Below are 25651 nucleotides of genomic sequence, written 5' to 3'. Positions count from 1 at the left end.
GTAATAATGAAGGTGTTTCATATATGCTCGGATTCTTATCTAAGCATCCTGATATAGCATCAGGAATTATTATTCTAGATTATCCAGCTATTCATACAAAATTGCCTGAGGGAGCGGGAGAGTTCTGGTACAATATGATATACAATGGAGTTAAACTTGGAAATTTTGTGACAAAGCATACTCTTGATGGTATAGAGCATGAGTCTGTTTATCATGAGTTTTATGAAGATTTAGAAAAAATGAATTGTCCAGTATGGTTATTCAGGGGGAATGATAAAGAGTCAAAAATTGAATCTAATCTTACAGATGAAGATATAGCAAAGTATAAAAAGTCTGTTAAAAACCTTGAAGTAATTAATTTTGATTATAGTGGACATATGATTTTAGATGAAGAACTATCAAAAGCAGCTAAAAATGTGGATAGAATTCTAAATACTATAGATGCAGCAAAATAAATAAAAAGATTGCTGGAGTTAAGCTTCCCAGTAATCTTTTTTGTATCCAAGTAAAAATAGTGCAACCTGAAGGTGCGAAATATTTTAAAAATGATAGCTGAACTTGGTGGAGTGATGATGTAAGTTTCTGTATAATTTAGCTATAGAAAAAGGGGGTAGATATAATGTCATTTGGAAGTAATCTTCTTTTCCTGAGAAAAATGCATAACAATATGACTCAGGAAGATCTTGCAGAAATAATGCATGTTTCAAGACAGACTATATCAAAATGGGAATCAGACAATGCTTATCCAGAGATGGAGAAGGTTTTTGAACTTTGCAGCTTTTTTTCATGTTCCATGGATGAACTGTTAAGAAAGGATATGAATGTATCAGGTGATGCATATTCTGCAGTACATATTGAGAATGTTGAGAAATTCAAGATGGCTCGATATGCTGTGATAAGTCATGATCCTGAAGGCGATGCCATAAATCATATGAAGATGTGGGCTAAGGATAGTGGTTTACTTGATGTACCAGGATATGAACTTAAAATAATCGGCTGGGACTTTCCGTTTGTAAATCAGCAGCAGATCAATGTATTTCATATGCATGGTTATGCAGCAGCCTGCATTCTGCCAGAAGATTTTAAGATAGACTGCAAATCAGTGGAGATAGCAAGTCAGGATGAGTGTAAATATGCAGTAATTACAATTAAGAACTACAAGGAATCACCTTTTGATACTATTCCTAATGCATACAAGATAATTCAGTCTTACATGCAGGTAAATGGGTACAATCATAGGGAAGATGATAACGTTTTGCCGTGCTTTGAATATGAGTATGAAAAAGACGGACAGGACTATATGAATGTGTATATTGCTATTGAAAATTAAGAAAGCTGAAAAAAATGATGAAAGCTGAAAGCAGAGTGATGAAATAAGAATTTAAAATTTAAGATTTAAAATTTAGAATTATGGTTAAAATTCATGAAGCTTCGCCATGAATTTAATTAAATGGAGGATTCTCCTCCAAACCTCCTGTTAAATTGCTGAACGCAATTTAACTTTTATAGGTGATGGCTTGTCCACCTTATTCCATTTCAGAAACTCCTTTAGGGAGTTTCCTCCTTCAATTTTAAATTTTAAAATCTAAATTATAAATTTAAAAAGGAGTGATTGAAATGAATATTAAGTTTAAACCGTTAGTGGAAGAAGATATTAGTGTGCTTACACCTATTATGAAGAAAGCATTTGATGACAGGTACAGAAAGTGTTTTGAGAAGGACTGGATAGACTTTGATAATTTTTTCTTTGATAACCTAGATATTGCTGACAAGTACGGATTTATAACAGTACTGGATGGCGAGCCTATTGGACATATTTCATGGGACCCAAGGAACTGCCCAGAGTATGTTGAAGTTGGTCACAACTGCATTGCATCTAAATACAAAGGAAATGGATATGGGAAAAGACAGCTTACTGAGGCACTTAACAGAATTAAGCAATACGACGGTCTTAAAAAGATAATCGTAGGTACAAATGATAATTTAATTGCACCTAAAAACTATGAAAGCTGTGGCTTTAAACTTGCTCAAAGAAGAAGCAATAATACAGCTTCCGATTTTTCAGGAGATTATCTAGACTATGAGATAATTTTATTATAATTAGATTAAAACAGGGATGGCATGTCCACTCCTTATTTTTATGTTATTTAGTTTTATTAGGAGTAAGTTTGATATCTCTATCTAGACTATAATAAAGAATCATGCCTATTATCATTGGAATCATGTACATACAAAACTTTAATAAATATTTAAGCATATTTATCGCGTTCTTAGAATATAAGTTAAGTCCCTTAAAGGTGAGCTTCTCCGCTCAGCTTAGGAACTTCTACGTATTAATTAATTGATTTCTTTTTGCTAGGATCAAGTTTGAGTGCTATAGGTATACAGAATCCAGCAATAATTCCGCAGAATATTGAGTATGCATACTCAGGAATAGGAGTAAACATTCCGATAATTCCACTAATAATTATGACTAAAAACATGAAGCAGACAAAACAAAATGCTTTCCACTGCTCTTTTACTTTTAAGTGTGAACTGATTTTTTTAGTCAGCGTATCATGTTTATCTATCTTTGAATAAATAAACATACATATTACCATTGGTATTACAAATGGACAAAACCTATATAAAAAATTAAGCATATCTTTTATCTCCTTTATTATTAATTATACATTATAACTCTACTTAAGTGCTAGGCAATAATTGGAATAATTTAAAGTGAAGTTTTATTGCTTGTCCACCTAATTCATCTCTTAACTATCACATCAGTAATTTTATATTTCATATTATTTCTAGTATTTATTTTCTTGAAATCTCAAAAAAATAGTGTATACTAGTCATATCGAAAAAAATAGATATGAGGTGATGTGATGAAAAATAAATATAAAGAACATGCCAAAGTTTTTAAGGCATTCTGCGATGAAAAACGTCTGATGATACTTGAAATGCTGCAGAGTGGTGAAAAGTGTGCATGTCATCTACTAAACAACATGGACATTGGTCAGTCCACATTATCACATCATATGAAGATACTCTGCGATTCTGGGGTGGTCAATGCTAGAAAAGAAGGAAAGTGGACACACTATTCTATAAGCGAAGAAGGCAGTAAGTATGCAGAAGAACTGCTTGAAAAACTGACAGAAGTAAATGAAGATAATGAAAATAAATGTTGTAGATAAATTTTATTTTGAAAGGATGATGAACAAATGAAGAAAGTTGCATTTATCTGTGTTCATAATTCATGCAGATCACAGATGGCAGAAGCGTTAGGGAAAATATATGGAGCAGATGTTTTTGAAAGCTATTCAGCAGGGACTGAGACAAAACCTCAGATAAACCAGGATGCTGTGAGAATAATTAATGATTTATATGGAGTGGATATGAATGAAACTCAGAAATCAAAACTGATTACCGATATTCCAAAGATAGATATAGCTATCAAGATGGGATGCAATGTAGTGTGTCCATACCTAGAAGCAGAACACGTAGAAGACTGGGGACTCGAAGATCCTACAGGAAAAAGTGACGAGGAATTTATAAGGACAGCTAAGATTATCGAAGAAAAGGTAAAGGACCTGGCAGAGAGAATTAAGAATAATCAAATTTAAGATATAGATGGTGAGTAAATGAAACAGGTAGATTTAACAAAAGGAAAAGTAATATCAGTTATTACCATGCTGGCGCTGCCGATTATGGGCAGCTCACTGCTGCAGTTTACTTACAATATCATTGATATGATGTGGGTGGGCAGGCTTGGCAGTAATGCAGTGGCAAGCATTGGTTCATCAAGTCTTTATGTGAATATAGGAAACGCCATAAGTTCACTTGCTATTATTGGCTGCGGCATAAAAGTTGCGCATTCAATAGGTCAGAAAGACGACCAGAAAGTTAAAGAATATATCAATGCAGGGATAATGCTCAACGCGATTATTGCTTTAGTTTTTGGACTGGTTTTAATTTTTGCAGGAAAAGGATTTATTGGATTCCTTAATCTCAATAACTCTGAAGTTGAGAAAGATGCATATAGTTATTTAGCAGTAAATGCACCGATTTTATTCTTTGCCTTTTTCAATATGATGTTTACGAGGATAATGAACAGCTTTGGCAATAACAAGCTGGCATTTAAGATAAATGCAGTGGGGGTAGTGCTTAATATCTTCCTTGATCCATTATGCATTTATAATTTAAAACTAGGTGTTGTTGGTGCTGCTGTGAGCACGTTAATAGCAAATATAATCATGTTTATTATATTCATAATTAGTACTGATGGAATATTAAAATATAAAGCTGAAATAGGTGTTGATTTTGCTAAGGTAAAAGAAATAGCAAAGCTTGGTTTTCCTATGGCTTTTCAGAGAGTATTATTTACATTTATCAACATCATGTTGGCAAAGATAATTGCAGTTTTTGGTTCAGATGCAATTGCCGCTCAAAAAATAGGTGTGCAGATAGAATCAGTTGCCTTTATGATTGTCGGTGGATTTAATGGAGCCGTGGCAGGCTTTACTGGACAGAATTATGGTGCGAAGAAGTACGAGAGAATCAAGGAAGGCTATAAAAGTGCACTTGTTGTTGGTGTTTCTTATGCATTGATAATGGCATCTTTATTCCTAATGTTCAATAAATCGATGATCAGGGTGTTCATCAGAGATGAAGCAACGATTGATATAGCAGCATCATATCTTAAAGTTGTGGCATTTTCACAGATGTTCAGTGCAGTTGAAATGATCTCAAACGGCTTGTTTACAGGGATAGGCAAGCCAAAGATTCCAGCATCTATTAGTATTGTATTTACAATTTTGAGAATTCCATGCGCACTAGTACTTATAAAGCCTTTTGGCATAAATGGTGTCTGGATTAGTATTTGCATAACAAGTGTACTGAAAGGAATCTGTGCGTATATTGTTTACGTGTTTAAGATAAAAAGAAATTTTTTAAAGACAGTTGATATTGGAGCATAGATTAACAGGCTGATAATTTGAGGTTATCAGTCTGTTTTTTTATTAGTTCATTGTTTGTTAATATAAAAAAATTATATATAAATTAGGAAGCTTATTTGGATTTTATTTGCAGAACAGCTTTTTTTATAATCTAACTAATACTCTCAAAGAAAATGGTTACACAGGTAATGAGAGAGAGTATTATAAAAGCTAAGAAAACGTATACGAAATCCCTGGGGTTATGTTGGCTTAACTAGTTTATACTAGTTTTATTTCAAGTTAATCTTTTTATTACAATAAAATGGTGTTATAATAAAAATTGTGTAGAAAAGAATCGAAAATGTTAAATTTTCTAGTATTTTATAAAAAAGGGGTTTTATATAATGAATGACGTGATTATGTTTTTGCTTGCTATTTTACCGATTATTTGTTTAATAATCGCGCTTACTGGATTCAAATTACCAGGTCATATAGCATGTCCAATTACTCTTGTTGTTGCAGGAATTGTTGCTTTCTTTGTATGGCATATGAGTCCTGTAAATTTATTTAGTGCTGCATTAGAAGGGATAGTAATGGCTATTTGGCCTATTTCAGTGGTTATTATTGCTGCTATCTTTACATATAATGTATGCCTTCATACAGGAGCAATGGATGTAATTAAGAGAATGCTTACTGCTGTATCTTGTGATAAGCGTATACTTGTACTGCTTATTGCATGGGGATTCGGTGGTTTCATGGAAGGAATGGCAGGATTCGGAACTGCTATTGCTATACCGGCAGGTATTCTTTGTGGATTAGGTTTTGAACCAATAATGGCTGCGGTTATATGTCTTATTGCTGACTCAACTCCTACATGTTTTGGTTCAGTTGGTATACCTACAGTAACTTTGGCCAAGCTTACAGGTCTTGATCCTGCTAATGCTGCTTTTGCTACTGCTTTACAGATAGCTCCATTAGTTATCTTAACACCATTTATAATGGTTATCTTAACTGGAAAATCAATTAAAGCTATGAAGGGTATGTGGTTAACTACATTATTAAGTGGACTAACATTTGCACTTCCTCAGATATTAGCTGCTAAGTTCATGGGACCTGAACTTACTGACATATTAGCTTCTATTCTTACAATGGTTGTATTAATAGTAATAAGCAAGCTTAAGAAGGGTGAAGTACCAGCTGAATACAAGATGGAACTTCCAAAAGAAATGGCTGGCGAAAAGACTTCAGCTGCAGAAGGTCTTCGTGCTTGCAGCCCATTTATCTTAATATTTATATTATTACTTGCTACATCAAAAATTGTTCCTGCTATTAATACTACTTTAGGTTCAATTAAAACTTCAGTACAGATATACCAGGGACAAGGTGGTACACCAACAGTATTCACATGGCTTACATCACCAGCAGTATTAATTTTATTAGCTGGTATTATTGGAGGAAAGATTCAAGGAGCTTCATTCAAGGAAATTGGTGGAGTTCTTGTAGACAGTATAAAACAAATGTCAAAGACAGTTGTAACTATTGCTTCAATTGTAGCTGCTGCTATGATTATGAAGTATAGTGGAATGAGCAATCAGATTGCGGTTGTACTTGTTGCTGTTACTGGCAGCTTCTATCCTGCAGTTGCACCAGTAATTGGTTCTATCGCAGGTTTTGTTACTGGTAGTGGTACTTCATCAAACGTTTTATTTGGTGGATTACAATTACAGACTGCAAAGAGCTTAAACTTTGACCCAACATGGATATGTGCTGCAAACTCTGCAGGATCTAACATTGGTAAGATGATTTCACCACAGAGTATAGCAATAGCACTAGCTGCTATTAATATGCCTGGACAAGAAGGTAAGTTAATGGGTAAATCAATACGTTATTATGTATTATTTATCGTATTAACAGCAATTATCTGTTTTGCAGGATTAAAACTATTATACTAGTATAGTTTTTACTATTGAAAATAGCTGCACAGAAATTTTAATGATTTCTATGCAGCTATTTTTTTAATTTCATCCTTTAGTAATCCAAGTGTTGCAAGACATATGAAGAAACGACTTGGAGCGTGTTAGGGCGGAGGCTTCGGAATATGTCTTTCACCCCTTTTTTTATTCTAGTTTTTTAAGGTATCGTCCATAACCCATTTTTTCCATATCATCTTTAGGTATGAATTTTAGTGCAGCTGAATTTATGCAGTATCTAAGTCCACCGCTTTCTTTTGGACCATCATTAAATACGTGTCCAAGATGTGAATCACTATTTTTACTTCTAACCTCTGTTCTGAACATACCGTGGCTGAAATCTTCGACTTCCTTTACAAAGCCGTTATTGATAGGTTTTGAGAAAGCAGGCCATCCACATCCAGATTCAAATTTATCTTTTGAAGTAAAAAGTGGTTTTCCAGAGACTATATCTACATAAATACCTTCTTCAAAATTATCATAGTACTCATTTTCAAAAGGAGGTTCTGTACCATTTCCCTGAGTTACTTTATACTGCGTAGGTGTCAGGATATCTTTTAGCTTTTCTTTTTCAATAGCAGACAATTTTGAATTTTGCTCGATAAAATCCTTTCTTCCAGAAGCAGCATAATAAGACTTGTATCTTATTGGATCTTTTTTATAGTAATCCTGATGATATTCTTCAGCTTCGTAAAATTCCTCTGCTTTAAGAATTTTTACAGCAATAGGCTTTGGATATCTGCCGCTTTCATCAAGCTGTCTTTTATATTCTTCAGCAATGCATTTTTGATTTTCATCAGTGTAGAAAACTGCAGTCTGATAGCTTTGACCTCTGTCATGAAACTGGCCGCCTGCATCAGTTGGATCGATACTCATAAAAAATGCTTCTAGTAAATCTAGATAGTCTATTACGTTTTCATCATAAAGAATTTCCACTGCTTCATAGTGACCAGTATCGCCAGCACAGACATTTTCATATGTAGGATTTTCAGTATGTCCTCCAGTATAGCCCACAGTTACTTTATGGACACCCTCTAATTTATCAAAGGGCTTAACCATACACCAGAAACATCCGCCAGCAAAAATAGCTAAGTTTAAATCATCCAAATTATCACCTCACATTTTGGTTTTGTCAGTGGAAAGAGTGAGTTTATAGTCTTTTTAACATGCCCTGCAGCATACTTGCATGACGAGCTTCATCACGAGCAGCATGATCTATAAATGTATATAGTTCTTCAAGGCCGGCATCTTTTGCTTTCTGAGCAAGGTCAGCTTTGAATTTATTTGAGCCTAGTTCACCTTTAATCATTGTAGAGATGTTAGTTTTTGTGCAGTCAGATATCTTTCCTGATAGTTCTGCATATTGAGCCGCATGTTCAGCTTCTTCCCATGCTATCACTTTTAAAACTTCAGCAATTTCTGGATAACCAGCACGCTGTGCAACTCTTGCCATTGCAAGGTAAAGTCCTACTTCTGCTGTTTCTCCAGTAAATTGGGCATTCAAGCTACTTTTAAATTCCTCGTTGTCTTTTGCAAGACCAAGTTGATTTTCAATAACAAAATTTAATTCATCCATAATTATTCCTCCTAAGTGACACTCAAAATCTCTGATTTTGTAATGCTAATATTAGATAGTATTTATCTAAAAGACTTTTTTTATTTATGTAATCAAAGAGGATTTCTTAATCAGGCTTTTATTGTGAAAGCTAAAGTTGTAAAATAAAGATAATTTATTAAAATTTGGGATAGTGTAAATAAGAGAAAAGATAGCTAAGCTTAGCAATGGCAAATGGTCTGATACAGTTATCATGGAGAGAAGAAGCAAAATTATTGGTATAGATTAAGCGAATTAATAGATAAATGCATGCAGTAGCATGCATTTTTTGCATAAAAAGCTGCTAAAATATTTTTGTGTAAAAAATTAAATATATTGGAAACGTTGTTCGATATATTATTTGATAATAAAAAAAGGATTGTTGTATTTTAGTGGGAGTATAGGTTAATAAATGGGGGGATAAAGTATAATGACAGAAGAAATTTTTGATATGAGCGTAAAAGAATTAATTCCTGGTATGGTCGTTTCAGAAGATGTGATTAGTAATGATACACTTTTATTGAAAAAAGGAAGTGTTTTGGATGAAAATATCATTGATAGACTTAACGATGTATATCTTACAAATCATGTGCAGGTATATATACCTGAGGGGGTATTAGGTGAAAAGAGAAAAGCTATAGAAAAGAAAAAAGTTGAGAAAGCATTCTTAGAAGTAGCTGATAAATTAAAAAGAATGTTTGCCAAAAGAAACTCTTTGGATGAAAACGGTATAGAGGATCTGCAGGAATTTGCGGCTAAAGTAGAAAAACAACTAAATAATAGTGAGCTGGCCTTAAATACAGTGCTTTTTAAGGCTGATGTAGACGATTATATTTACAAGCATGGCGTTAACGTTGCTGTACTTAGTGCATTGCTTGCAAAATGGATAGGACTTGCAGATAAAACAATTAACTTGGTTATACAGGCTGCCTTATTGCATGACTTTGGAATTACAAAGATTGCTAAAGAGCTTCAGGTAGAACCAGACTTAATAATGATAGAAAGAAATTATAAGGTAAAGGATCATGTATTAATTGCTTATGATGTTATGAAGAGCATCAAGAGTATAGATAAAGCTGTTACATATGGAGTATTAATGCATCATGAAAGATGTGATGGATCAGGATATCCGCTTAGAATTACTGAGGAAAAGATTCATTCAATTGCTAAAATAATAGCAATTGCAGATGAATTTGATGTAATGAATTCAAATAAGGGCTTTATAGAGGAACAAGGTATATTTGCTCCATTAAAAGCGATTCAGGAAAAAAGTTATAAGCTATTAGACTATAAATATTCAAAAATATTTTTAGAGCATATGTGTAATTTCTATATAGGTGAAGAAGTTAAGCTAAATAATGGTGATGTAGCTAAGGTTCTTCAAATGAACATTAATGATATAAAAAATCCATTACTATTAAAGGGTGATGAATTTATAGATTTGAAGAAAAATAAAGATTTATACGTAAAAGAATTGGTTATTGAGTAAAATAATGTTGAAAGAGGCCCCATTAAACAAACATAGCAACAATAGGATTTACTATAAGCTTTTTAATAATGATGATCCTAGATGTGGCAATGGGAGAAGTTACAGAATTCAAATGAAAATTTTGTTACATTTTGTCTAATAAATGTATATTATTATAAGCATTAAGATGTAATTTACAATGTTACACCTCAGCTGTGTTTTAAATACGGTTGAGGTGTTTCTTATTTTACTGTAAAGAAAATTCAAAACTAAATGATTATTAATCAAGTGTTAAAATATGTATAATGGTTATGGTTTATTGTGACTATCACAGTAAGAAGGAGATAATATAATCACGTTTTTTATTGAACTCTTCAAGAGTAAATGGTCCCATTTTCTTTTATTATAATTAGTACGTATCATTTAACAAGTAAGTTTTTATAATGCATAAAAGTACCTAAAAGTGTGGCAGCTTTTTTTCAAGCTCATCATAATTATCAGTCTCTAGACACCATTTTATTGAGGTCATAACAAGTGAAGCATATAGAGTGGATAGATAATCAGTCATAGATGCTTCATTATTGCTAATATCTGAATTAATACTTGTCTTAAAGCTTGTTTTTAGAAAATCAGACATATCATCATAAAGATGTATGGTATCCGTATGAATGGAGAACAGACATAGAATCGTTTCTTGACATTTTCAACAAGTATATTGTTTACTTTTTCACAGAGCTGTTCTGCTACATCATACTTGTCCTTATAATGTTTATAAAAAGTTGAACGATTGATAAGTGCTTCATTTAATAAATTTTGTACAGTTATTTTACTGAAATCTTTCCTTATTAAATGCAAAATAACATAATATAGATAAGCAACAATTAGTGCTAATTCGTTGCTTATCTATATTATTTATAAAAATCTGATGATTGTTAGGTCAGTATGGCTATTTTAAAATACAGTTGAAAGGAAGGAATTGATATGGAAAATATGAAGATGTATGTGTGATTATTACCTGTTTTATTTATTTTACATGATATGGAGGAAATTGCTTTTGCACGAAAATGGAAGGAGAACGGAGCAAAAAAGAGCGTATTATATATTGGACTATCTTTATTAATTGCTATAATAAACATAAAAGTTCTCCATAAATACGGATATAAATTCAGCAGTTTAGTCTAATATATTGATAGATACTACACTTTATTAGTTGAGCGCAGTGAAATTATTTGTGTAATATGTTACAATATGGCTATAATAAGATTAGTAAGACTTTTGGAGGCATATTGATGAAAGCAAAGTGCTATTATTGCAATAAAGAATTAACAGAAAGAACAATCAAAAGACACATGAAAAATTGTGATACTATGAAGAAGAAAATAAGTGAAGAATTTGAGGAAAATAAGAGTAAGAGAAAGCAGTATATAATATCGATAAAGTATAAATATTGCAAAGATTACTGTATTTATATATCAATTGATGCAGCATTACAGCTATGTCATCTTGACCAGTTTATAAGAGATGTATGGGTGGAATGTTGTGGGCATTTAAGTGAATTTATTATTGATGGTATGCGTTATCTAGACAATAGTGATGGTAATTATCAGATGAATGTAAGACTTAAGGATGTGCTTTATTCAGGACTGAAATTTGAGTATGAATATGATTTTGGTTCAACTACATATTTAACTCTTGAAGTAATTGATGAGATAGAAGTAAGTAAAAAACATAGTCAGATTGAAATAATAGCAAGAAATAATGAAGAAGGAAGACCTAATTCTCCTAGAGAAGGTGAATGTGGATATGTATGCGATGAAGAAGCAGAAAATATGTATCTTCCAGGAAATAACGTTAAATATAAGGTCAGCAAGAAAAAGCCTAATATATATGGTGATGATGATATGTTTATCCATTTTGATAATGAAGATTATGAACAGTTATTAAGTGATTATAAAGAGAATATGGATAATGAAATAAATAATATTTTAATGAAACTTTTCAATGGAGTTTATTCATTTGATATTAAGGAAATAATAGATTCATATACAAAAAATCAACTGATTAGATTGGCAGATGGTCTTAATTTAACAATACCACAGAAGTTGAAGAAAAAGGATTTTGCTGAAAAACTGTTTGATGAATACGAAAAGGCTGCACAAAGTGTAATTAGCAACTTAGATAAATATAGATATAAGCTTTTAAGTGAAGGGATGAAGAAGAAAGGAATAATAAAATCTAAAGAAGATAGATTAGAATTTGAAATATCTATGTACAATTTGGGATTAATATTCCCAACCAAGGATAATGGTATGCGTTTATTTACTATTCCTAAAGTAGTTCAGGACATTATTACTAAGAATGATACAATGAATTTTAGAAGGAAGATAAAAGAAAATACTGAAATGGTACAGATTGTTTCAGGTATGCTTTATACATATGGCGTAGTAGGCTGTAGCGAGATTGAAAATACATTACGAGAAATGGGATATGGTTTTGAAAATATTGTTGAGGTTCTTCGAATATTTGAAACAAATAAAAGAGTTGCACTGCCTTTAGATTATATAGTCACTGATGCAAACAAGTGTCAGGATTTTTTAGTAAATGGAAATATAGAAGATTATAAAGTCATTTTAGATTTAATAGATGAAAATCTTCCGATGCAGAAATATAGTAAAGAAAAGTTGATGATGATGGGAAAAGATGATTATCTGCAGCATAGTCTTTTAGGGGAAAATTTTAAAGACGATTTATTAACTTTGTTTTGTATGTCAAAAGAAGATGCAGAAGAATATACAGAGATGATGGCACTGGATGTGCAGTATCGTTCTCCTGAAGAAATTACAGAGAATGTCTTAAATGGAATTGATGCAGAATTAGAGAATTATGAGCAGAGAATGGTAAGTAATGTTATAAATAAATTCCTTAAGAATATACCTTTATGGAGGCTTAAAGGATTTACCATAAATGAAATAGAAAAACGAGAAGAAAAACTTAAGGAAAAGAATAATGGCAATAATAATGTTATAAGATTATTTTAAGCACAAAAATAAAATAACATGTATGATATAATAAATGAATTTATTGATAATTATGGAGGGTTTTATGAAAATTATTTTTAATGAAAAAGAAAAAAATGCTCTTACAAAGAAAATTTATTTATATATATTTAAAGAAGATAATGTGCCAGATGAAGTACTTGAAAGCGCAATATGTGAATCATACTGCGATGATGAGCACACATATAAGACTTTTGAGGAAATACCAATGGAGTACAAAATTGAGGCAATTGAAGACTGCTGCACTGCTTCAGGTATGGAGTTTGAAGATTATGATGACATATTGAATTTTTTCCACAAGAAGTTTAAGCATTAATATTTTACCTCTCTTTTTGATTATGAAAGGAGAGGTATTTTTGTTTGGAGGTTTTATGAGAGTTTTGATTGTGCCAATGGCTGCCATGGCTGAAATTGGGGATTTACCACAGATTAAAGAAGTATATACTAATATTATTGAGAAAATGAATGAGAATAATATTCAAATTTGGGATGATATTTATCCTTGCGAGTTTTTTTCATGAATATGGATTTGAAATAAATACAGGGAGATAGATATAAGACAGCAGTTGAGGAAAAAGGAGAAAAAAGACGATGAACATAAAGTTTAAAGTAATGGAAGAGAAAGATTTAAAGGGCTGTGCACTTCAAATGATAAAAACTTTTAAAGAAGAGCCATGGAATGAAGTGTGGACATATGAGCAGGCCTATACAAGATTTGATGAAATCATGTCAGCAAGAGTTTCAAGAGGATATGTTGCTTATGATGGAGATACTGTAATTTCAACACTTTGCGGACGTATTATGACTTATATGGGATTTAAGGAATTATGGGTTGACGATTTCAGTGTTGATCCAGAGTATCAGGGAAAAGGTATAGGAAGCAGAATGATAGAGTTTGTACGTGAAGAGATGAAAAAAGAGAAAGATAAGGTTTCATATTTATCATTACTAACTGAAAAGGGTTATCCTGCTGTTAAGTTTTATGAGAAAAATGGTTTTAAGTCAGATGAAAGACTTATTTTTATGTCTGCAAATGTATATGAAAAATAGAAAAATTATGATATATTATCAGTATATAGGTGAAAATCAAAATGAGGAGGGATAACAAATGCTTAAGTTTATTTTAAGTGTTAGAAAATCAAATCAAGGAAGAAATATGCTCTAGACAACACAGGACATATGCTAAAAAGCGATAGTAGTCTAGAGATAAATCGCAACTATGCTAGTGAAGGAATATTGTTATGAATTTATCGAACTAATGTAGAATGTATATTGTATAATGTATAATGCAGGATGAAATCCGTAAACGGATTTCTGAATTTTAATGGAGGATACCTCCAAACCTCTGAAATTAGTAACTAAAAGAGTTTTAAAGAGGAATATGTCCTCTTTTTGGAACTGCGCTTCAGCGAAGTTCAATCCATAATTATAAATTATATATTGGTGATAATTAACTTTATCGAAATAAATATAGTAAAATATTTAGTGTACACTAGTTTAAATATATGTATTCTGTGTTGTGCTCCGGATAATTTAATTTTGAAGGGAGTTTTACACATGGCATATATAAATGGAAAAGAAGTTCTACCTGAATATCTTTTAAAGGAAGTTCAAAAATACTTTAAGGGAGGTATAATCTACATTCCTGAGCCTGGAAATAGCAGAAGGGAATGGGGCAGTAGAACAAATACTCGTAAAGAACTTAAAATTAGAAATAGTGAAATTAAAGATAAAAAAATAAATGGTGCATCAATCAATGAACTTATGGAAGAATATCATCTTTCATACGATTCAATTAAGAAGATTGTATATGCATAAAATATACGATATTAATGAAATCTATGAATAAATCAGGTGGCGGTACTTTTCTTTCGAGAAAACAAGTCTACACTAAGAACTGCTAGTATTATTCTTTAGTCAGCCGGTAGTCTGCTACGAATAATATAAGCAGTTCTAGCGTTTGCTTAAGATTCTCTGCAGAAAATCGCCACCGCCTGATTTAAAGTATAGATTTCATTAATTTTATATATGGAAATCAGAATGATAATTTTCCTCGACTTTGCTTGGAAAATTCAAAATCTAAAATACATTTCAAAAAACTTACTTCTAACAATTACTTTTGTAGTAATTTCCTTTTGAGAATTTTAAGAAGTTTAATTTTGTATATCAGATCTACTCAAAGCCGATTTGGAGCGTGTTATGGCGGAGACTTCGGAATATGTCTTTCATTCCTCTTTTTTGTTGTGCAGAAAACTCTTTAAAAAAAGTGATACACTGAAATTTTTTAGTATATGAATTAAAATTATGTTATAGGATGTGGTACATATGATAGGAGAGATTATTGAAACTAAAAGGCTTGTATTAAGACCGATGACTATAGATGATGCTGAAAATGCATTTTCAATATGGGGCAATAAAGATTCTGGAAAGTATTTATCAGATCCCTACTATAAAAGCGCTGAGGAATTAAGAAAGCTTTTGGCTGATATTAAGGATTGGTCTGACTATCAATACATAGCAGAGGATAAATCAACTGGTGATTTTGTTGGGACATGTAGTATTGGTCCAGAACAGGAAGATAGCGAGTGGGGCTTTGGCTATTGTGTGGCAGAGAATAAAAGATGCTGTGGATATGGCACAGAAATAGCTATGACCATGATAAATTTTGCACGAAGAAAGGGAGCACATGTATGTTCAGCTGGTGTAGCAAAAGAAAACATACCATCATGCAGAGTGCTTGAAAAGTGCGGTATGCATAGAGTAAGTGAAAGCAGTTTTAGAAAAAGCGGCACTGATAAAGCGTATGAGTCTTATATTTATAAAATTAATATATTGAATAAAAATAAAAACAGACTATTTACCAAAGAGCCTGCCAGTAGATTTAAATGGTAATAAACCTGAGATTGGGCATGTTGGTGCTTATGTTTACAGAGGAGAAAGCGTTTTAAAGTGGAAGTATTTAGAGAAGTGTCAGATTAAGAAGGTAACAGACAGGAGTATGATTGATGAACTTGTACAAATGGATGTTGCCATGTATGGAGAAGCATGCGGAGAAGATTTCTGCAGAAGACGTGCACAGCGTATGGGAGAAGAATATTTGTCTGACAGTAGTCTTAATATGTATGTATGTTATTTAGATGGACAACCAGTTGGAAGTTGTGAATTATACATAAGTAATAGCGTTGCTAAAATAGAATCTTTTACAGTTCAAGAAGAGTTTCAGCGCAGAGGCATAGGAACTACTATATTAAAATATCTTATGGAAGAAGCAAAGAAACAGAAAGCAGATATTAGATATCTTATTGCTGATGAAGATGATACACCTAAGGAAATGTATAAAAAATTAGGATTTCAAAAGGTAGAGGATACTTACTCATTATTCTGGAAGCTATAAAACACTTATTAGTGCTTAATCGTCTTTTTCATTACCCATTATTAGTGTATAATGGTATAAAATGAGTTGTAAATTGTTGGTTTTCTTTACGATTAACAAGTCCATCCTTTTCAAGCTCCTTTAATTGTGTAGTCAATATTTTGTGGGTAATAGATGAAAGCAAGCGTTTTAATTCTCCATATCGCAATATTTCATTAAAAGCTAACATATAAATTATACGCAGTTTCCATTTTTGACCAATAATATTAACTACTCTTTCAAATTTTTCATATCCAAATTCTTTAAGGTAACATGTTTTGTTGTTCATTCGCTTACTCTCCTTTTAGATAGTGTCTTACAAAAAAGTGCATACTTACTAAATAGAGTATACAATGGTAAAATTGAATAGTAAATAAATTATTCAATTATGGAACAACTGCTTCGTGGAAAGTATGCAATAAGTGTTGCTACTTATGAAAATCATGGTGGTCGAGATTCTGCAAAAATATTAAATAGGCTTTTATCACATTCAGGAGCAATAATTAGTGGAACAATTATATCTCGAAAGAAAAGTGAATCAAGTTCAAAAGAGAATTATCAATTAAGTAAAAATATACATAAATTAGCTGATAAACTTTATGAAGACATTAAAGGGAAACGCAAATATATATTCCAGCCTATAAAGCACTTTATTATATTCAAAATAGGAATTAAACCATTTGTCATAAAAAATGCAGACCAATATGGTGGAGTAATCAATCATTGGAAAAGTAAAATATAATTTGATATGGGTAATTTTAAAGAGAAAGGAGAACGTATTGGACAGTATTTTATGTGCAATAAGTAATGACTATTGAAAAATTAATACTTTAATACATATTATACAGTTCTTTACTAAATATATAATGTTGAAACAAGAAGAAACTGATAATGTAAAGCTAAAAAAGGAAACAGATCACTTTACAATACTGTACTGTGAAACAGACAGCAGCTGTATTGAGAATGTTGCAGACATTCTTGAGAGCAGTTATAAAAGTATAACTGAGAATCTTAAGGAAGGACTTGAAGAAAAACTTGTTATAGGGTTGTATCCAAATCATGACAGTCTTACGGAGGGGCTTGGAATTGGAGATATTCCTGAATGGGTGAGAGGTGGTCTTGCAAAAGATAAGATTGCTATAGCATCTCCTTTATTTTGAATATATAGATTGCTTTGCCGGTTTATGGTATAATATCACAAAAAAGGGGGCTTGCGAAATGATTTTAGAGGAGTTTGATTCTACAAAGAATGCTGTATATAATGCGTCTGATTGCCAGAAACGTATAGAAGGATTTCCCAAGGTAGGTATCTCATGCTTCGCTACAGTGACGCTTGAAAGACTGTTAAGTTCATTTAATTATAGGGAGATTGCAAGAACATCTTTCGCGAATCTTGAGGTACCTATTTATGAAATTGAGTATAAGGGCATAAAGATTGCTGTGTTTAACTCATATGTTGGTGCAGCTGGATGCATAGCTTTGATTGAAGATTTATTTGCTATGGGACTTGAAAAGCTTGTACTTTTTGGCACATGCGGAGTGCTTGATGGTGAAATTGGTGACTGCTCCATAGTTATTCCTGATAGTGCAGTAAGAGATGAAGGAACAAGCTATCATTACATGGCTGCATCTGATGAGGTTAAAGTTAATGAAAAGTATATAGATGATTTTAAGCAATACCTTGATGAGCGTGATATTTCATATACAGTAGGTAAGGTATGGACAACAGATGGTATATACAGAGAGACAAGAGAGAAGGTTAAAAGGCGTAAAAGTCAGGGGTGCATATGTGTTGACATGGAATGTTCAGCTGTAGCAGCTCTTGGAAAGTTTAGAGGAAAGGATGTACTGCATTTCTTTTATGCAGCAGACAATCTTGATGCTGAAGAATGGGATACAAGAAGTCTTGCAAACAATGATAATCTAGATGAAAAACATAAGATTTCTTCAATTGCATTGGAAATGGCAGTAAGAATCAGCGATAATTAAAATAGACATAATATAATATGAAGGAAGAATTAATATGAATTTTGCTGATTTTATAACTATTATTCGAATAATATGTGCAGTTTTGATGTTGATTCCTAAACCATTGTCGGCTGAATTTTTTATACTATATGCACTTTGTGGATTAAGCGATATTCTTGATGGTTTTATAGCAAGAAAGATGCATATGCAAAGTGAAAGAGGAGCAAGACTGGACAGCATTGCAGACATCGTTTTTGGAGCATCGCTTGCAGTGAAGATTATTCCCATACTAACAATTCCTTTATGGATGATAATATGGATTATGTTCATTGTAGTATTAAGAAGCGTATCTTATATTATAGGATATAAGAAGTTTCATGCTTTTTCTTCACTACATACTTATACAAATAAATTAACAGGACTAATGCTTTTTATCTCACCAGTTCTGTTTTTGTTTTTTGGATTTATAGTTACTGGATGTATTCTATGTGTAACAGCTTCAGCGTCTACAGTTGAAGAGTTGCTTATCACAATAAAATCTAAAACACTTAACAGAGACTGCAAAACTATATTTTACAGTTAAAATATTTAGGGAAAGGCTGCGTTATACTCATGAAGATATATTTTGTACGACATGGACAGATCGATTGGAATATTACTGAAGTTGACAGTGATGTATTTACTAGTATGATGCAGGATGGTACTAGCGATGTTCAATAAAGGAGATATAGCTCAAAAACTTACTTGTCCTTTGTTTGATGGCAAAGAGTACTGGGTGCTGACAGGAGCAGCACTGGTGCTATATGGGATAAAGGATAACACAAAAGATATAGATTTAGGTGCGTCATCTGAATTTATTGATGAACTTATTTAAAAAGGATATAATTATGATTTCTGTGATGATGGTACAAGAAAAATATGTTTTGATGAATTCGAAATCTTTGAAAACTGGATTTATGGCTCAATAAATCACATTGAAGATATACCAGAGACAACGCTAGGGGAGTTGATTAGTATGGATTCAGCTATAAAAAAGGCAGAGCAGAAGATAGAATATTTGAGTAGTGATGAAAATGCAATGAAAATCTATTGGGAAAGAGAAAGATCTCTTCATGAAAGAGCTAATATGATAAGTTCTGCTGAAAAACGTGGAATGGAAAAGGGAATAGAGAAAGGAAAACGCGAAGAGAAGAAAGAAATTGCTATGAATCTTTTAGATATTTTAGATGATGAAACGATTGCTTTAAAAACTGGATTAAGTATAGATGAAATTAGAAAGTTAAGAAGGAAAAAGATATAAGATATAAGGTGGGCATTAAAGCCTGTCTTATTTTTTACGGTCGCGGCTTTGGAATATGTCTTTTACACCTTTTAGCATTTCTTAAAGATATAATTTTTCCACTTGCTGTTAGCATCTGGATTTATTTCTAAGGTATAGTCAAATAAATTTCTTGCTTCATTTAAAAGTTCCATTTTTGAATGTTCAATAAAGTTCCTATAATAATCCTCACCATCTATATTGCCAAAACTCTTCTTATTGTTTTTGCCATTACCATCATAAACTGATAATAATAAATAACCTCCATCATTGAGAACATCGTACATTCTTTTGATGAAGACAGGTTTTAATGCCTGTCTTATTTTTTGTAGAAATTATAGGAGTAATATGCTTTACTTTTTGATTATATTAGGATTATTATGTTTAATATGAAATAAAGTAAGAGGTTTTGTAATGGGGGAAAACATAGAATAATGGAACATGATATAAATTTAAACATTCATTGGTCAGCACCTGATGAAGTGTGGGATAAAATCGGTAAAGTATATGAAGAAATGCCTTATTGGAAAGGATACGAAAATGGTCCTCAGTGGACTGGAGAAAATATAGATTTATGGGCATCCTGTGAGCCAAGTGGAATACAGATTGCAGGAACAATGCCGGATGATATCTGGCAAGACTGGTACAAGCTTTTAAAAGAAAAACTAACAAAGGCTTTGGGATACGAGATCGGTGAACCAGAAGATGGATATGAGTTTAAATATTATAATTAAAACACTATAATTATTACTTATAAAATTAATATAATTGTCAGGAAACTGCCATAAACTCATGTTACAATAATGATATGGAAAAATCTGATGGAGGTTAGGGAGGCAATGAAAATTGATAGAAAAAGAGTAAGATGCGTATTTGATGAATATGTTTCTAATTACAATGCCAATGACGAAAAGATAAAACTTAAGATATATCATACTTATAGAGTTGCAGAGATTTCTGAAAGAATTGCAAAGAGTCTTAATTTCAGCAGTGAAGACATTGATCTTGCATGGCTTATGGGCATGCTTCATGATATAGGAAGATTTGAGCAGGAAAAGCAGTATGGAACTTTTGATGATTCAAAGTCTGTTGATCATGCTAAGTTTGGTGTTAACATATTATTTAATGAAGGAATGATAAAACAGTTTGTTGATGATAAAGAGTGTGATGAGTTAATAAGAGATGCGATTTCATATCATAATATGTTTGTTATACCACAGGACATCACAGAAAGGACAAGAACTTTCAGCAATATTTTAAGAGATGCAGACAAAATTGATATTTTAAAAGTTCATGTAGTTGTTCCTCTTGATAAGATTTATCCTATGACACTTAATGATCTTTATACTTCTCAAGTTACTAAAGAGGTTATGGAAAGTTATTTTAGGAAGGAAACAGTTTTAAAGAGTCTGAGAAAGACTGCAGTGGATACGTTAGTTGGACATACTGCCCTTACTTTTGGACTTAATTATAAGAAAAGCTTTGAAATTGTTAAAGAACAGGGCTGTTTAGATAAATTATTAAGTTTTGAAAGCAGAAATAGTAATACTCAAAAGCAGTTTGCAAAGCTTAGAGAAATCATGAATAAGTTTATTGCAGAAAAAATTGCAGAATAGAGATAAGATAGGAGATTTCATTTTGAAGTTAAGTAAAAAAAGATTATTTATAAGTTTGATTCCTATTTCAGTTATTTGTGTGGGTCTTGTACAGTTGATTGTTGAAAAAATCCTTTCAAAGAAGGATATGCTGCTTTTTAATGTGAGGTCTTTTTGTACATTTGCAGCAATAATTACAGCTGCAGTTTCAATTATTTTATTAATTATAGATGTAGTCAAATCTTATCTTCAGAAGAAAAATTGTATTAGCAGAATTTTTATGATAATGACTGCAGTGTCTATTGTTTTATGGGGTTCTTTATATTTTCTGATTAATGAAGATAACAAGCCTTATCATGTTATTAATATTAACTGGGATATGCACTTACCTAATCATTATAAGGAAACTTATTATAAAGAAGATACTTCGTCTGTTATGGGTAATGGTCTAAGGTTTTCTATATTTGAATATGAGAATTCAGATGAGATAAAGAAGGCTGTAAAATGGACAGATGGCAACGATGTTAAAGAAATAGCAGTACCTGTAATTACAATACTTGATAGTTTACATGTAGATTATGATAAGTATCCAGATTTAAATGGCAATTATAAATATTATCATCAGAATAAAGATGGTAATTCTGATATATATCTTATAACAAATGATGAATATAAAAAGATTTATATTATAGAAAATCTAAATTAGTCTTTACTTTAATAAGATTAATGAAATGGCTAAATTATCATGGCAGGGGATTCCTTCATTCCCTATACCAGATGAAGATGGAAGAATTGCTGCTATTAAGGAGAATGATTTTGATTATGGTAAGTTAAAATTTATTGATTTAAGTGGCAAGTGTTTATAGATTAATGCGTAAAACCACTGTGCCTTGTGCCTGTGGATGTAAGCATTTTAAGGGAGTAGGTTCGATACCTAACTCCCTTAACTTTTTTGGTTTTGAATATATTTTACAATAATTTCAGAACTTACTGCTCCAGCAGTGCCAACATAATATCCTTTACTCCATAATCCACTACCCCAAAACTTACTTTTCTTTAAATTTGGAAAAGTTTTAAAGATTCTATTAGCACTAATGCTTTTTAGTATTTTTACAATTTCAGTAGGTGCAATAGTTGGAGGGACTGATACAAATAAGTGAATATGGTCAGGCATTATTTCATGCTCCAATACTTCAAATCCATAATTATAGGCTATATCCTTAAAAATTCTTGATAGTTCACTTTCTAACTCATTTTCAAATATAGAGTGCCTATACTTAGGACAAAAAACAATATGATAATTAATATTATATACAAAATGACTAATTTTTCTCTTTTTCTCTTTCAAGTACTAATCTCATTCCTTCTTCTATTAAGTCATTTGCATTAATTTTTAGTTTTAAAGCTAACATTCTAATTTCTAAATATAAATCTTCATCAATAGTTGTATTAACATTTTTCCTAGCCATAACTCTCACCTCTGATTTAAATTTTAGATATATTATATCACATAGTTGACAACATAACAATGTAAGAATATAATAGATACATAGATAACTATGTAAAGGAGGTGAGAAAATGAAATTATGCTTTAAATTTAAACCACAAATTAATTCTAAACAATTAGAAATAATAGAAGAATTAAGTTATCATACAACTAAGTTATATAATATTATTAACTATGATTTAAGAGAAAATGGTTTTAAAAATTATTATGATATTGAAAAACAATATAAGTCTAACTGGCATTGTGATTTTTTGCATAGTCATACAAGACAACAAATGTTTAAGGTGTTAGAACAAAATTGGAAATCTTACTTTGCAAGTATTAAAGATTTTGGAGTAAATCCAAGTAAATATAAAGGTCTACCAAGACCACCAAAATTTAAAAATACTGATAAGAATAAAAACGAAATTATTTTTACAAATCTTGCTATAAGATATAGTGATGGAATATTAAAATTATCATTATCCAAAGCTATAAAATCATTATTTAATGTGGAAAGTCTTAATTTTGAAGTTTCTAAAAAACTTCAAAACATTATAAATTGGTATGAATTACAACAAGCAAGATTTAATTATGATAAAATTCAAAAGGTATGGTATTTAATTATAATCTATAATAAAAATGAAGTAGAAACTACTTCAAATAATGTTATGAGTATTGATATCGGTTTGGACAATTTAGCTACTATAACCTTTAAAGATGGAATTAATCAGTATATTTACTGTGGTAAAAAATTAAAATCAGTAAATTCGTATATAAATAAGAGAATATCTTATTTACAAAGCATAGAAATGAAGAAAGTCGGTTCAGATAAATTTAAGAATACTAAAGAAATCAATAAACTTAGAAGATATAGAAATAACTATATTAATGATTATCTTCATAAAGTAAGTAAGAATATAATTGATAAAGCTATTGAAAATAATGTAAGTAGAATAGTTATAGGTAAACTAAAAGGTGTAAAGCAAAATATGAATTTTAATAAATCTTTTGTTCAGATACCGATACAACGATTAGTTGAGTTAATAACTTATAAAGCTAAACTACATGGCATAAGTATCAAATTGCAAGAAGAAAGTTATACAAGTGGTTGCAGTGCTATAGACTTAGAACCGATAACAAAGAAGTATTATGATAAAAGTAGAAGAATAGCAAGAGGACTTTTTCAAAGTACCTATGGAATAGTAAATGCAGATATTAATGGTAGCTTAAATATACTAAGAAAAGCTGAAAAATGTATTCCCGACTTAGTAAATACTATGAGGGATAAGGGTAATTGGACTCACCCACAACGAATAAGGGTTGCTTGTTAATCAAGTGGAAACTTAAATATCAAACTTCGTTAAAAGAATCCTCGCTCCTTGTGGGCGAGGTAGTTCAAAAAAGCAGATTCAAAGGAGGTCTTAGAGGAGATGGCTAGTGTAAATCCTAAAATAGATAAAGCTGTACATGTGTTAGAAACTATGTGTCATGATAAAAAAGCAAGAGCAGAATATCTTTCTCGTGAAATGGCTCTTCATGATGAAGCAACAAGAATAGAAGAGGCAATGGCTGAAGGAAAGGCAGAAGGAAGAGCGGAAGGAAGAGCAGAAGGTAGAGAGGAAGGAAAAGTTGCAGAAAGAACTGCAATAGCCAGAGAAATGCTTATGGATAACGAGCCAATAGATAAAATAATGAGATACTCTAAACTGACTAAAGAAGAGATTCTTGCTATTAAAATGTAATATTGAATTATTAGGGCAGGCTGGATATAATCTAGCTTGCCCATTTTAATCTCTAAGTATATATGAGATATTAATGAGTACATTATGAAGTCTCAGAAAGCAGTTCTCAGTGATGAGAGACTTTGTTAATGAGTTTATGAAAAGAAAAACAGATGAGTAATTGAAACAAAAATATACTGATAATATGTCAATAAAAATGGATAAAACTTAACTATTTACGTGAAAATTCGTTAAAAAAGTAATAAATCAATAAAATGTCTATTGACTCCTGTTGGGCTGTATGACATAATATGGTTATAACGAAAAGTGTTTTGCTGTCAAAGTTTAGGGGGGAAAAGTAGTTTTTGAATTAACTTTTGTAATTAAATTATAATTTTTTTGTCAGACTGGAGGGGAATGTAAGTGGCTGATAGATTAAAGTATTTTACCATTTTTGCAACAATGTTTTTAGTTATGCCTATCTATACTCTTTTTCATGAGTTAGGTCATGCAATATTTGCATTACTTTTTACAGATGATAATGTGGATATAGTTATTGGAGAATCAGAAGCTAAAATAGGAAGTTTAAAGCTGAAGAGAATAAATATTTGTTTTCACAATCTTATAACGTATTATGGAATATGCTGTTGTGGGGAAATTAAAAAAGAATCTAATAAAAAGCTAAAGAGAATATTGATTTCTTTGGGAGGACCTCTGGTTAGCGCTATATTTGCAGGTATAGGTTTGCTTATGTATTATTATACCAGTGGAAGTTTCATTAATCGCATATTCAATGGAATTACATGGAGTGCACTGATACAGTTATTTATGACTATTATTCCTATGAAATATAAGAGTGGAAGTTATAATGGTATGATTAGTGATGGAAAAAGAATTATGAACGTATTAAAAGGAAAAGCATAAATATGAAAGGGATTAATTTAATGGTATGAGTGATATTAAAGCGATAGCATTGGATATATTAACTAGAAGTGTAGATAGATTAAGTTCTGATGATAAATTGCAATAACAAATTGAACTAATTTTATTTTTCCATTTGAACCCTTGAATTTTTAAGCTGCATAGATCTCATCGAGGTACTTTTCAAAAAGCTCCTCTGGAGTTCGGTAGTCTAAGATTT

The 25651-nt window shown here is 31.4% G+C and carries 37 protein-coding genes; 29 read left to right on the top strand and 8 right to left on the bottom strand.

Annotated features, from left to right (window positions below; translation table 11 throughout):
- Window positions 1-23: 23 nt before the first annotated feature.
- The 3 genes from FYJ33_RS12005 to FYJ33_RS11995 all read left to right on the top strand — a co-directional run bounded on the left by FYJ33_RS12005 (window position 24) and on the right by FYJ33_RS11995 (window position 2100).
- Window positions 24-455 carry a hypothetical protein gene (locus FYJ33_RS12005; protein WP_154531964.1) on the top strand — a complete coding sequence of 144 codons (432 nt, stop codon included), beginning with the start codon at window positions 24-26 and terminating at the stop codon, window positions 453-455.
- A gap of 164 nt (window positions 456-619) precedes the next feature.
- Window positions 620-1330: a helix-turn-helix domain-containing protein gene (locus FYJ33_RS12000; RefSeq protein ID WP_154531963.1), complete on the top strand. Its 711-nt coding sequence runs from the start codon at window positions 620-622 to the stop codon at window positions 1328-1330.
- Between the two features lie 287 nt (window positions 1331-1617).
- Window positions 1618-2100 carry a GNAT family N-acetyltransferase gene (locus tag FYJ33_RS11995; RefSeq protein WP_154531962.1) on the top strand — a complete coding sequence of 161 codons (483 nt, stop codon included), beginning with the start codon at window positions 1618-1620 and terminating at the stop codon, window positions 2098-2100.
- A gap of 233 nt (window positions 2101-2333) precedes the next feature.
- Here the strand turns inward: FYJ33_RS11995 and FYJ33_RS11990 are convergent, their stop codons facing one another.
- Window positions 2334-2642 (bottom strand): hypothetical protein, encoded by a 309-nt coding sequence (locus FYJ33_RS11990; protein WP_154531961.1) that lies wholly within the window; start codon window positions 2640-2642, stop codon window positions 2334-2336.
- Between the two features lie 228 nt (window positions 2643-2870).
- On the opposite strand from FYJ33_RS11990, the gene FYJ33_RS11985 reads away from it, so the two are divergent.
- The 4 genes from FYJ33_RS11985 to FYJ33_RS11970 all read left to right on the top strand — a co-directional run bounded on the left by FYJ33_RS11985 (window position 2871) and on the right by FYJ33_RS11970 (window position 6871).
- Window positions 2871-3179: an ArsR/SmtB family transcription factor gene (locus FYJ33_RS11985; RefSeq protein WP_154531960.1), complete on the top strand. Its 309-nt coding sequence runs from the start codon at window positions 2871-2873 to the stop codon at window positions 3177-3179.
- A 27-nt stretch (window positions 3180-3206) separates the two neighbouring features.
- Window positions 3207-3608: an arsenate reductase ArsC gene (locus FYJ33_RS11980; protein WP_154531959.1), complete on the top strand. Its 402-nt coding sequence runs from the start codon at window positions 3207-3209 to the stop codon at window positions 3606-3608.
- A gap of 18 nt (window positions 3609-3626) precedes the next feature.
- A complete protein-coding gene (locus tag FYJ33_RS11975; protein WP_154531958.1) occupies window positions 3627-4961 on the top strand; it encodes an MATE family efflux transporter in 1335 nt (444 codons plus the stop codon).
- A gap of 362 nt (window positions 4962-5323) precedes the next feature.
- The gene (locus tag FYJ33_RS11970; protein ID WP_154531957.1) at window positions 5324-6871 is read left to right on the top strand and encodes an L-lactate permease; all 1548 of its coding nucleotides are present in this window, start codon (window positions 5324-5326) and stop codon (window positions 6869-6871) included.
- A 165-nt stretch (window positions 6872-7036) separates the two neighbouring features.
- Here FYJ33_RS11970 and msrB read toward each other — a convergent pair whose 3' ends face one another.
- Together msrB and FYJ33_RS11960 are read right to left on the bottom strand one after the other, a co-directional pair.
- Complete coding sequence (gene msrB, locus FYJ33_RS11965) at window positions 7037-7996, bottom strand: peptide-methionine (R)-S-oxide reductase MsrB (protein ID WP_206046687.1); 960 nt, start codon at window positions 7994-7996, stop codon at window positions 7037-7039.
- A 43-nt stretch (window positions 7997-8039) separates the two neighbouring features.
- Entirely contained in the window at window positions 8040-8465 is a 426-nt protein-coding gene (locus FYJ33_RS11960) for a ferritin-like domain-containing protein (protein ID WP_154531956.1), read from the bottom strand.
- A gap of 448 nt (window positions 8466-8913) precedes the next feature.
- Between FYJ33_RS11960 and FYJ33_RS11955 the strand changes: the two genes are divergently transcribed.
- The gene (locus tag FYJ33_RS11955; RefSeq protein ID WP_154531955.1) at window positions 8914-9972 is read left to right on the top strand and encodes an HD-GYP domain-containing protein; all 1059 of its coding nucleotides are present in this window, start codon (window positions 8914-8916) and stop codon (window positions 9970-9972) included.
- Between the two features lie 436 nt (window positions 9973-10408).
- On the opposite strand, the gene FYJ33_RS11950 is transcribed toward FYJ33_RS11955, so the two are convergent.
- A complete protein-coding gene (locus FYJ33_RS11950; protein ID WP_154531954.1) occupies window positions 10409-10588 on the bottom strand; it encodes a hypothetical protein in 180 nt (59 codons plus the stop codon).
- 652 nt (window positions 10589-11240) lie between these two features.
- On the opposite strand from FYJ33_RS11950, the gene FYJ33_RS16075 reads away from it, so the two are divergent.
- From FYJ33_RS16075 to FYJ33_RS11915, 7 genes are all read left to right on the top strand, one after another.
- Window positions 11241-12989, top strand: coding sequence for a SecC motif-containing protein (locus FYJ33_RS16075; protein WP_206046686.1), 1749 nt, complete (start codon window positions 11241-11243; stop codon window positions 12987-12989).
- A gap of 64 nt (window positions 12990-13053) precedes the next feature.
- Window positions 13054-13323, top strand: a complete 270-nt coding sequence (locus FYJ33_RS11940) for a hypothetical protein (RefSeq protein ID WP_154531953.1) — start codon at window positions 13054-13056, stop codon at window positions 13321-13323.
- Between the two features lie 55 nt (window positions 13324-13378).
- A complete protein-coding gene (locus FYJ33_RS11935; RefSeq protein ID WP_154531952.1) occupies window positions 13379-13528 on the top strand; it encodes a hypothetical protein in 150 nt (49 codons plus the stop codon).
- A gap of 70 nt (window positions 13529-13598) precedes the next feature.
- Window positions 13599-14057, top strand: a complete 459-nt coding sequence (locus tag FYJ33_RS11930) for a GNAT family N-acetyltransferase (RefSeq protein ID WP_154531951.1) — start codon at window positions 13599-13601, stop codon at window positions 14055-14057.
- Window positions 14058-14564: 507 nt separating this feature from the next.
- The gene (locus FYJ33_RS11925; protein ID WP_154531950.1) at window positions 14565-14825 is read left to right on the top strand and encodes a CD3324 family protein; all 261 of its coding nucleotides are present in this window, start codon (window positions 14565-14567) and stop codon (window positions 14823-14825) included.
- Window positions 14826-15332: 507 nt separating this feature from the next.
- Window positions 15333-15899, top strand: a complete 567-nt coding sequence (locus tag FYJ33_RS11920; protein WP_154531949.1) for a GNAT family N-acetyltransferase — start codon at window positions 15333-15335, stop codon at window positions 15897-15899.
- Between the two features lie 106 nt (window positions 15900-16005).
- Window positions 16006-16401, top strand: coding sequence for a GNAT family N-acetyltransferase (locus FYJ33_RS11915; RefSeq protein WP_154531948.1), 396 nt, complete (start codon window positions 16006-16008; stop codon window positions 16399-16401).
- A gap of 31 nt (window positions 16402-16432) precedes the next feature.
- Here the strand turns inward: FYJ33_RS11915 and FYJ33_RS11910 are convergent, their stop codons facing one another.
- The gene (locus FYJ33_RS11910; RefSeq protein WP_154531947.1) at window positions 16433-16708 is read right to left on the bottom strand and encodes a winged helix-turn-helix transcriptional regulator; all 276 of its coding nucleotides are present in this window, start codon (window positions 16706-16708) and stop codon (window positions 16433-16435) included.
- 99 nt (window positions 16709-16807) lie between these two features.
- On the opposite strand from FYJ33_RS11910, the gene FYJ33_RS11905 reads away from it, so the two are divergent.
- From FYJ33_RS11905 to FYJ33_RS11880, 7 genes are all read left to right on the top strand, one after another.
- Complete coding sequence (locus FYJ33_RS11905) at window positions 16808-17161, top strand: hypothetical protein (protein ID WP_154531946.1); 354 nt, start codon at window positions 16808-16810, stop codon at window positions 17159-17161.
- A 124-nt stretch (window positions 17162-17285) separates the two neighbouring features.
- Window positions 17286-17579, top strand: coding sequence for a hypothetical protein (locus tag FYJ33_RS11900; protein ID WP_154531945.1), 294 nt, complete (start codon window positions 17286-17288; stop codon window positions 17577-17579).
- Between the two features lie 58 nt (window positions 17580-17637).
- Window positions 17638-18408: a nucleoside phosphorylase gene (locus tag FYJ33_RS11895; protein WP_154531944.1), complete on the top strand. Its 771-nt coding sequence runs from the start codon at window positions 17638-17640 to the stop codon at window positions 18406-18408.
- Window positions 18409-18442: 34 nt separating this feature from the next.
- A complete protein-coding gene (locus tag FYJ33_RS11890) occupies window positions 18443-18970 on the top strand; it encodes a CDP-alcohol phosphatidyltransferase family protein (protein WP_154531943.1) in 528 nt (175 codons plus the stop codon).
- 29 nt (window positions 18971-18999) lie between these two features.
- Window positions 19000-19107, top strand: coding sequence for a histidine phosphatase family protein (locus FYJ33_RS16435; protein WP_235900840.1), 108 nt, complete (start codon window positions 19000-19002; stop codon window positions 19105-19107).
- On the top strand, window positions 19097-19261 hold the full coding sequence (locus tag FYJ33_RS11885; protein ID WP_154531942.1) for a hypothetical protein: 165 nt from the start codon (window positions 19097-19099) through the stop codon (window positions 19259-19261). The genes FYJ33_RS16435 and FYJ33_RS11885 overlap by 11 nt, the downstream gene beginning before the upstream one ends.
- Before the next feature lie 141 nt (window positions 19262-19402).
- On the top strand, window positions 19403-19687 hold the full coding sequence (locus tag FYJ33_RS11880; protein ID WP_154531941.1) for a hypothetical protein: 285 nt from the start codon (window positions 19403-19405) through the stop codon (window positions 19685-19687).
- A 71-nt stretch (window positions 19688-19758) separates the two neighbouring features.
- On the opposite strand, the gene FYJ33_RS11875 is transcribed toward FYJ33_RS11880, so the two are convergent.
- Window positions 19759-19992: a hypothetical protein gene (locus FYJ33_RS11875; protein WP_154531940.1), complete on the bottom strand. Its 234-nt coding sequence runs from the start codon at window positions 19990-19992 to the stop codon at window positions 19759-19761.
- A gap of 147 nt (window positions 19993-20139) precedes the next feature.
- Between FYJ33_RS11875 and FYJ33_RS11870 the strand changes: the two genes are divergently transcribed.
- From FYJ33_RS11870 to FYJ33_RS16705, 4 genes are all read left to right on the top strand, one after another.
- Complete coding sequence (locus tag FYJ33_RS11870) at window positions 20140-20439, top strand: hypothetical protein (RefSeq protein ID WP_154531939.1); 300 nt, start codon at window positions 20140-20142, stop codon at window positions 20437-20439.
- Window positions 20440-20544: 105 nt separating this feature from the next.
- Window positions 20545-21321, top strand: coding sequence for an HD domain-containing protein (locus tag FYJ33_RS11865; RefSeq protein ID WP_154531938.1), 777 nt, complete (start codon window positions 20545-20547; stop codon window positions 21319-21321).
- A gap of 22 nt (window positions 21322-21343) precedes the next feature.
- The gene (locus FYJ33_RS11860; RefSeq protein ID WP_154531937.1) at window positions 21344-22006 is read left to right on the top strand and encodes a hypothetical protein; all 663 of its coding nucleotides are present in this window, start codon (window positions 21344-21346) and stop codon (window positions 22004-22006) included.
- 25 nt (window positions 22007-22031) lie between these two features.
- Complete coding sequence (locus tag FYJ33_RS16705; RefSeq protein WP_268891465.1) at window positions 22032-22166, top strand: hypothetical protein; 135 nt, start codon at window positions 22032-22034, stop codon at window positions 22164-22166.
- Window positions 22167-22243: 77 nt separating this feature from the next.
- On the opposite strand, the gene tnpA is transcribed toward FYJ33_RS16705, so the two are convergent.
- Window positions 22244-22648: an IS200/IS605 family transposase gene (gene tnpA, locus FYJ33_RS11855; protein WP_154531936.1), complete on the bottom strand. Its 405-nt coding sequence runs from the start codon at window positions 22646-22648 to the stop codon at window positions 22244-22246.
- On the bottom strand, window positions 22623-22769 hold the full coding sequence (locus FYJ33_RS16070) for a hypothetical protein (RefSeq protein WP_169103483.1): 147 nt from the start codon (window positions 22767-22769) through the stop codon (window positions 22623-22625). Before FYJ33_RS16070 ends, tnpA begins: the two co-directional genes overlap by 26 nt.
- Before the next feature lie 109 nt (window positions 22770-22878).
- Between FYJ33_RS16070 and FYJ33_RS11850 the strand changes: the two genes are divergently transcribed.
- The 3 genes from FYJ33_RS11850 to FYJ33_RS11840 all read left to right on the top strand — a co-directional run bounded on the left by FYJ33_RS11850 (window position 22879) and on the right by FYJ33_RS11840 (window position 25434).
- Window positions 22879-24120: an RNA-guided endonuclease InsQ/TnpB family protein gene (locus FYJ33_RS11850; RefSeq protein ID WP_154531935.1), complete on the top strand. Its 1242-nt coding sequence runs from the start codon at window positions 22879-22881 to the stop codon at window positions 24118-24120.
- 99 nt (window positions 24121-24219) lie between these two features.
- Entirely contained in the window at window positions 24220-24531 is a 312-nt protein-coding gene (locus FYJ33_RS11845) for a hypothetical protein (RefSeq protein WP_154531934.1), read from the top strand.
- 402 nt (window positions 24532-24933) lie between these two features.
- Window positions 24934-25434 carry a zinc metalloprotease gene (locus FYJ33_RS11840; RefSeq protein ID WP_154531933.1) on the top strand — a complete coding sequence of 167 codons (501 nt, stop codon included), beginning with the start codon at window positions 24934-24936 and terminating at the stop codon, window positions 25432-25434.
- Window positions 25435-25651 lie beyond the last annotated feature (217 nt).

The sequence above is a fragment of the Inconstantimicrobium porci genome (genome assembly GCF_009696465.1).
GTDB classification, from domain to species: Bacteria; Bacillota; Clostridia; order Clostridiales; family Clostridiaceae; genus Inconstantimicrobium; species Inconstantimicrobium porci.
Note: the sequence above shows the minus strand (reverse complement) of the source record. Positions and strands in the feature narration are given on the sequence as shown.

What these genes read in the sequence shown, in the direction of transcription:
- FYJ33_RS12005 (WP_154531964.1), top strand. Translation starts at nt 24, where the DNA reads ATGCTCGGATTCTTATCTAAGCATCCTGATATAGCATCAGGAATTATT.
- FYJ33_RS11905 (WP_154531946.1), top strand. Translation starts at nt 16,808, where the DNA reads ATGGAACAACTGCTTCGTGGAAAGTATGCAATAAGTGTTGCTACTTAT.
- FYJ33_RS11870 (WP_154531939.1), top strand. Translation starts at nt 20,140, where the DNA reads ATGGAACATGATATAAATTTAAACATTCATTGGTCAGCACCTGATGAA.
- FYJ33_RS11935 (WP_154531952.1), top strand. Translation starts at nt 13,379, where the DNA reads ATGAGAGTTTTGATTGTGCCAATGGCTGCCATGGCTGAAATTGGGGAT.
- FYJ33_RS11895 (WP_154531944.1), top strand. Translation starts at nt 17,638, where the DNA reads ATGATTTTAGAGGAGTTTGATTCTACAAAGAATGCTGTATATAATGCG.
- FYJ33_RS11940 (WP_154531953.1), top strand. Translation starts at nt 13,054, where the DNA reads ATGAAAATTATTTTTAATGAAAAAGAAAAAAATGCTCTTACAAAGAAA.
- FYJ33_RS16070 (WP_169103483.1), bottom strand. Translation starts at nt 22,769, where the DNA reads ATGGCTAGGAAAAATGTTAATACAACTATTGATGAAGATTTATATTTA.
- FYJ33_RS11990 (WP_154531961.1), bottom strand. Translation starts at nt 2,642, where the DNA reads ATGCTTAATTTTTTATATAGGTTTTGTCCATTTGTAATACCAATGGTA.
- FYJ33_RS11960 (WP_154531956.1), bottom strand. Translation starts at nt 8,465, where the DNA reads ATGGATGAATTAAATTTTGTTATTGAAAATCAACTTGGTCTTGCAAAA.
- FYJ33_RS11995 (WP_154531962.1), top strand. Translation starts at nt 1,618, where the DNA reads ATGAATATTAAGTTTAAACCGTTAGTGGAAGAAGATATTAGTGTGCTT.
- FYJ33_RS11885 (WP_154531942.1), top strand. Translation starts at nt 19,097, where the DNA reads ATGTTCAATAAAGGAGATATAGCTCAAAAACTTACTTGTCCTTTGTTT.
- FYJ33_RS16435 (WP_235900840.1), top strand. Translation starts at nt 19,000, where the DNA reads ATGAAGATATATTTTGTACGACATGGACAGATCGATTGGAATATTACT.
- FYJ33_RS12000 (WP_154531963.1), top strand. Translation starts at nt 620, where the DNA reads ATGTCATTTGGAAGTAATCTTCTTTTCCTGAGAAAAATGCATAACAAT.
- FYJ33_RS11915 (WP_154531948.1), top strand. Translation starts at nt 16,006, where the DNA reads ATGATTGATGAACTTGTACAAATGGATGTTGCCATGTATGGAGAAGCA.
- FYJ33_RS11875 (WP_154531940.1), bottom strand. Translation starts at nt 19,992, where the DNA reads ATGTACGATGTTCTCAATGATGGAGGTTATTTATTATTATCAGTTTAT.
- FYJ33_RS11865 (WP_154531938.1), top strand. Translation starts at nt 20,545, where the DNA reads ATGAAAATTGATAGAAAAAGAGTAAGATGCGTATTTGATGAATATGTT.
- FYJ33_RS11980 (WP_154531959.1), top strand. Translation starts at nt 3,207, where the DNA reads ATGAAGAAAGTTGCATTTATCTGTGTTCATAATTCATGCAGATCACAG.
- FYJ33_RS11925 (WP_154531950.1), top strand. Translation starts at nt 14,565, where the DNA reads ATGGCATATATAAATGGAAAAGAAGTTCTACCTGAATATCTTTTAAAG.
- FYJ33_RS11920 (WP_154531949.1), top strand. Translation starts at nt 15,333, where the DNA reads ATGATAGGAGAGATTATTGAAACTAAAAGGCTTGTATTAAGACCGATG.
- FYJ33_RS11890 (WP_154531943.1), top strand. Translation starts at nt 18,443, where the DNA reads ATGAATTTTGCTGATTTTATAACTATTATTCGAATAATATGTGCAGTT.
- FYJ33_RS16705 (WP_268891465.1), top strand. Translation starts at nt 22,032, where the DNA reads ATGGCTAAATTATCATGGCAGGGGATTCCTTCATTCCCTATACCAGAT.
- FYJ33_RS11850 (WP_154531935.1), top strand. Translation starts at nt 22,879, where the DNA reads ATGAAATTATGCTTTAAATTTAAACCACAAATTAATTCTAAACAATTA.
- FYJ33_RS11975 (WP_154531958.1), top strand. Translation starts at nt 3,627, where the DNA reads ATGAAACAGGTAGATTTAACAAAAGGAAAAGTAATATCAGTTATTACC.
- FYJ33_RS11985 (WP_154531960.1), top strand. Translation starts at nt 2,871, where the DNA reads ATGAAAAATAAATATAAAGAACATGCCAAAGTTTTTAAGGCATTCTGC.
- FYJ33_RS11930 (WP_154531951.1), top strand. Translation starts at nt 13,599, where the DNA reads ATGAACATAAAGTTTAAAGTAATGGAAGAGAAAGATTTAAAGGGCTGT.
- FYJ33_RS11845 (WP_154531934.1), top strand. Translation starts at nt 24,220, where the DNA reads ATGGCTAGTGTAAATCCTAAAATAGATAAAGCTGTACATGTGTTAGAA.
- FYJ33_RS11880 (WP_154531941.1), top strand. Translation starts at nt 19,403, where the DNA reads ATGGATTCAGCTATAAAAAAGGCAGAGCAGAAGATAGAATATTTGAGT.
- FYJ33_RS11910 (WP_154531947.1), bottom strand. Translation starts at nt 16,708, where the DNA reads ATGAACAACAAAACATGTTACCTTAAAGAATTTGGATATGAAAAATTT.
- FYJ33_RS11950 (WP_154531954.1), bottom strand. Translation starts at nt 10,588, where the DNA reads ATGTCTGATTTTCTAAAAACAAGCTTTAAGACAAGTATTAATTCAGAT.
- FYJ33_RS11900 (WP_154531945.1), top strand. Translation starts at nt 17,286, where the DNA reads ATGTTGAAACAAGAAGAAACTGATAATGTAAAGCTAAAAAAGGAAACA.
- FYJ33_RS11955 (WP_154531955.1), top strand. Translation starts at nt 8,914, where the DNA reads ATGACAGAAGAAATTTTTGATATGAGCGTAAAAGAATTAATTCCTGGT.
- FYJ33_RS11970 (WP_154531957.1), top strand. Translation starts at nt 5,324, where the DNA reads ATGAATGACGTGATTATGTTTTTGCTTGCTATTTTACCGATTATTTGT.
- FYJ33_RS16075 (WP_206046686.1), top strand. Translation starts at nt 11,241, where the DNA reads ATGAAAGCAAAGTGCTATTATTGCAATAAAGAATTAACAGAAAGAACA.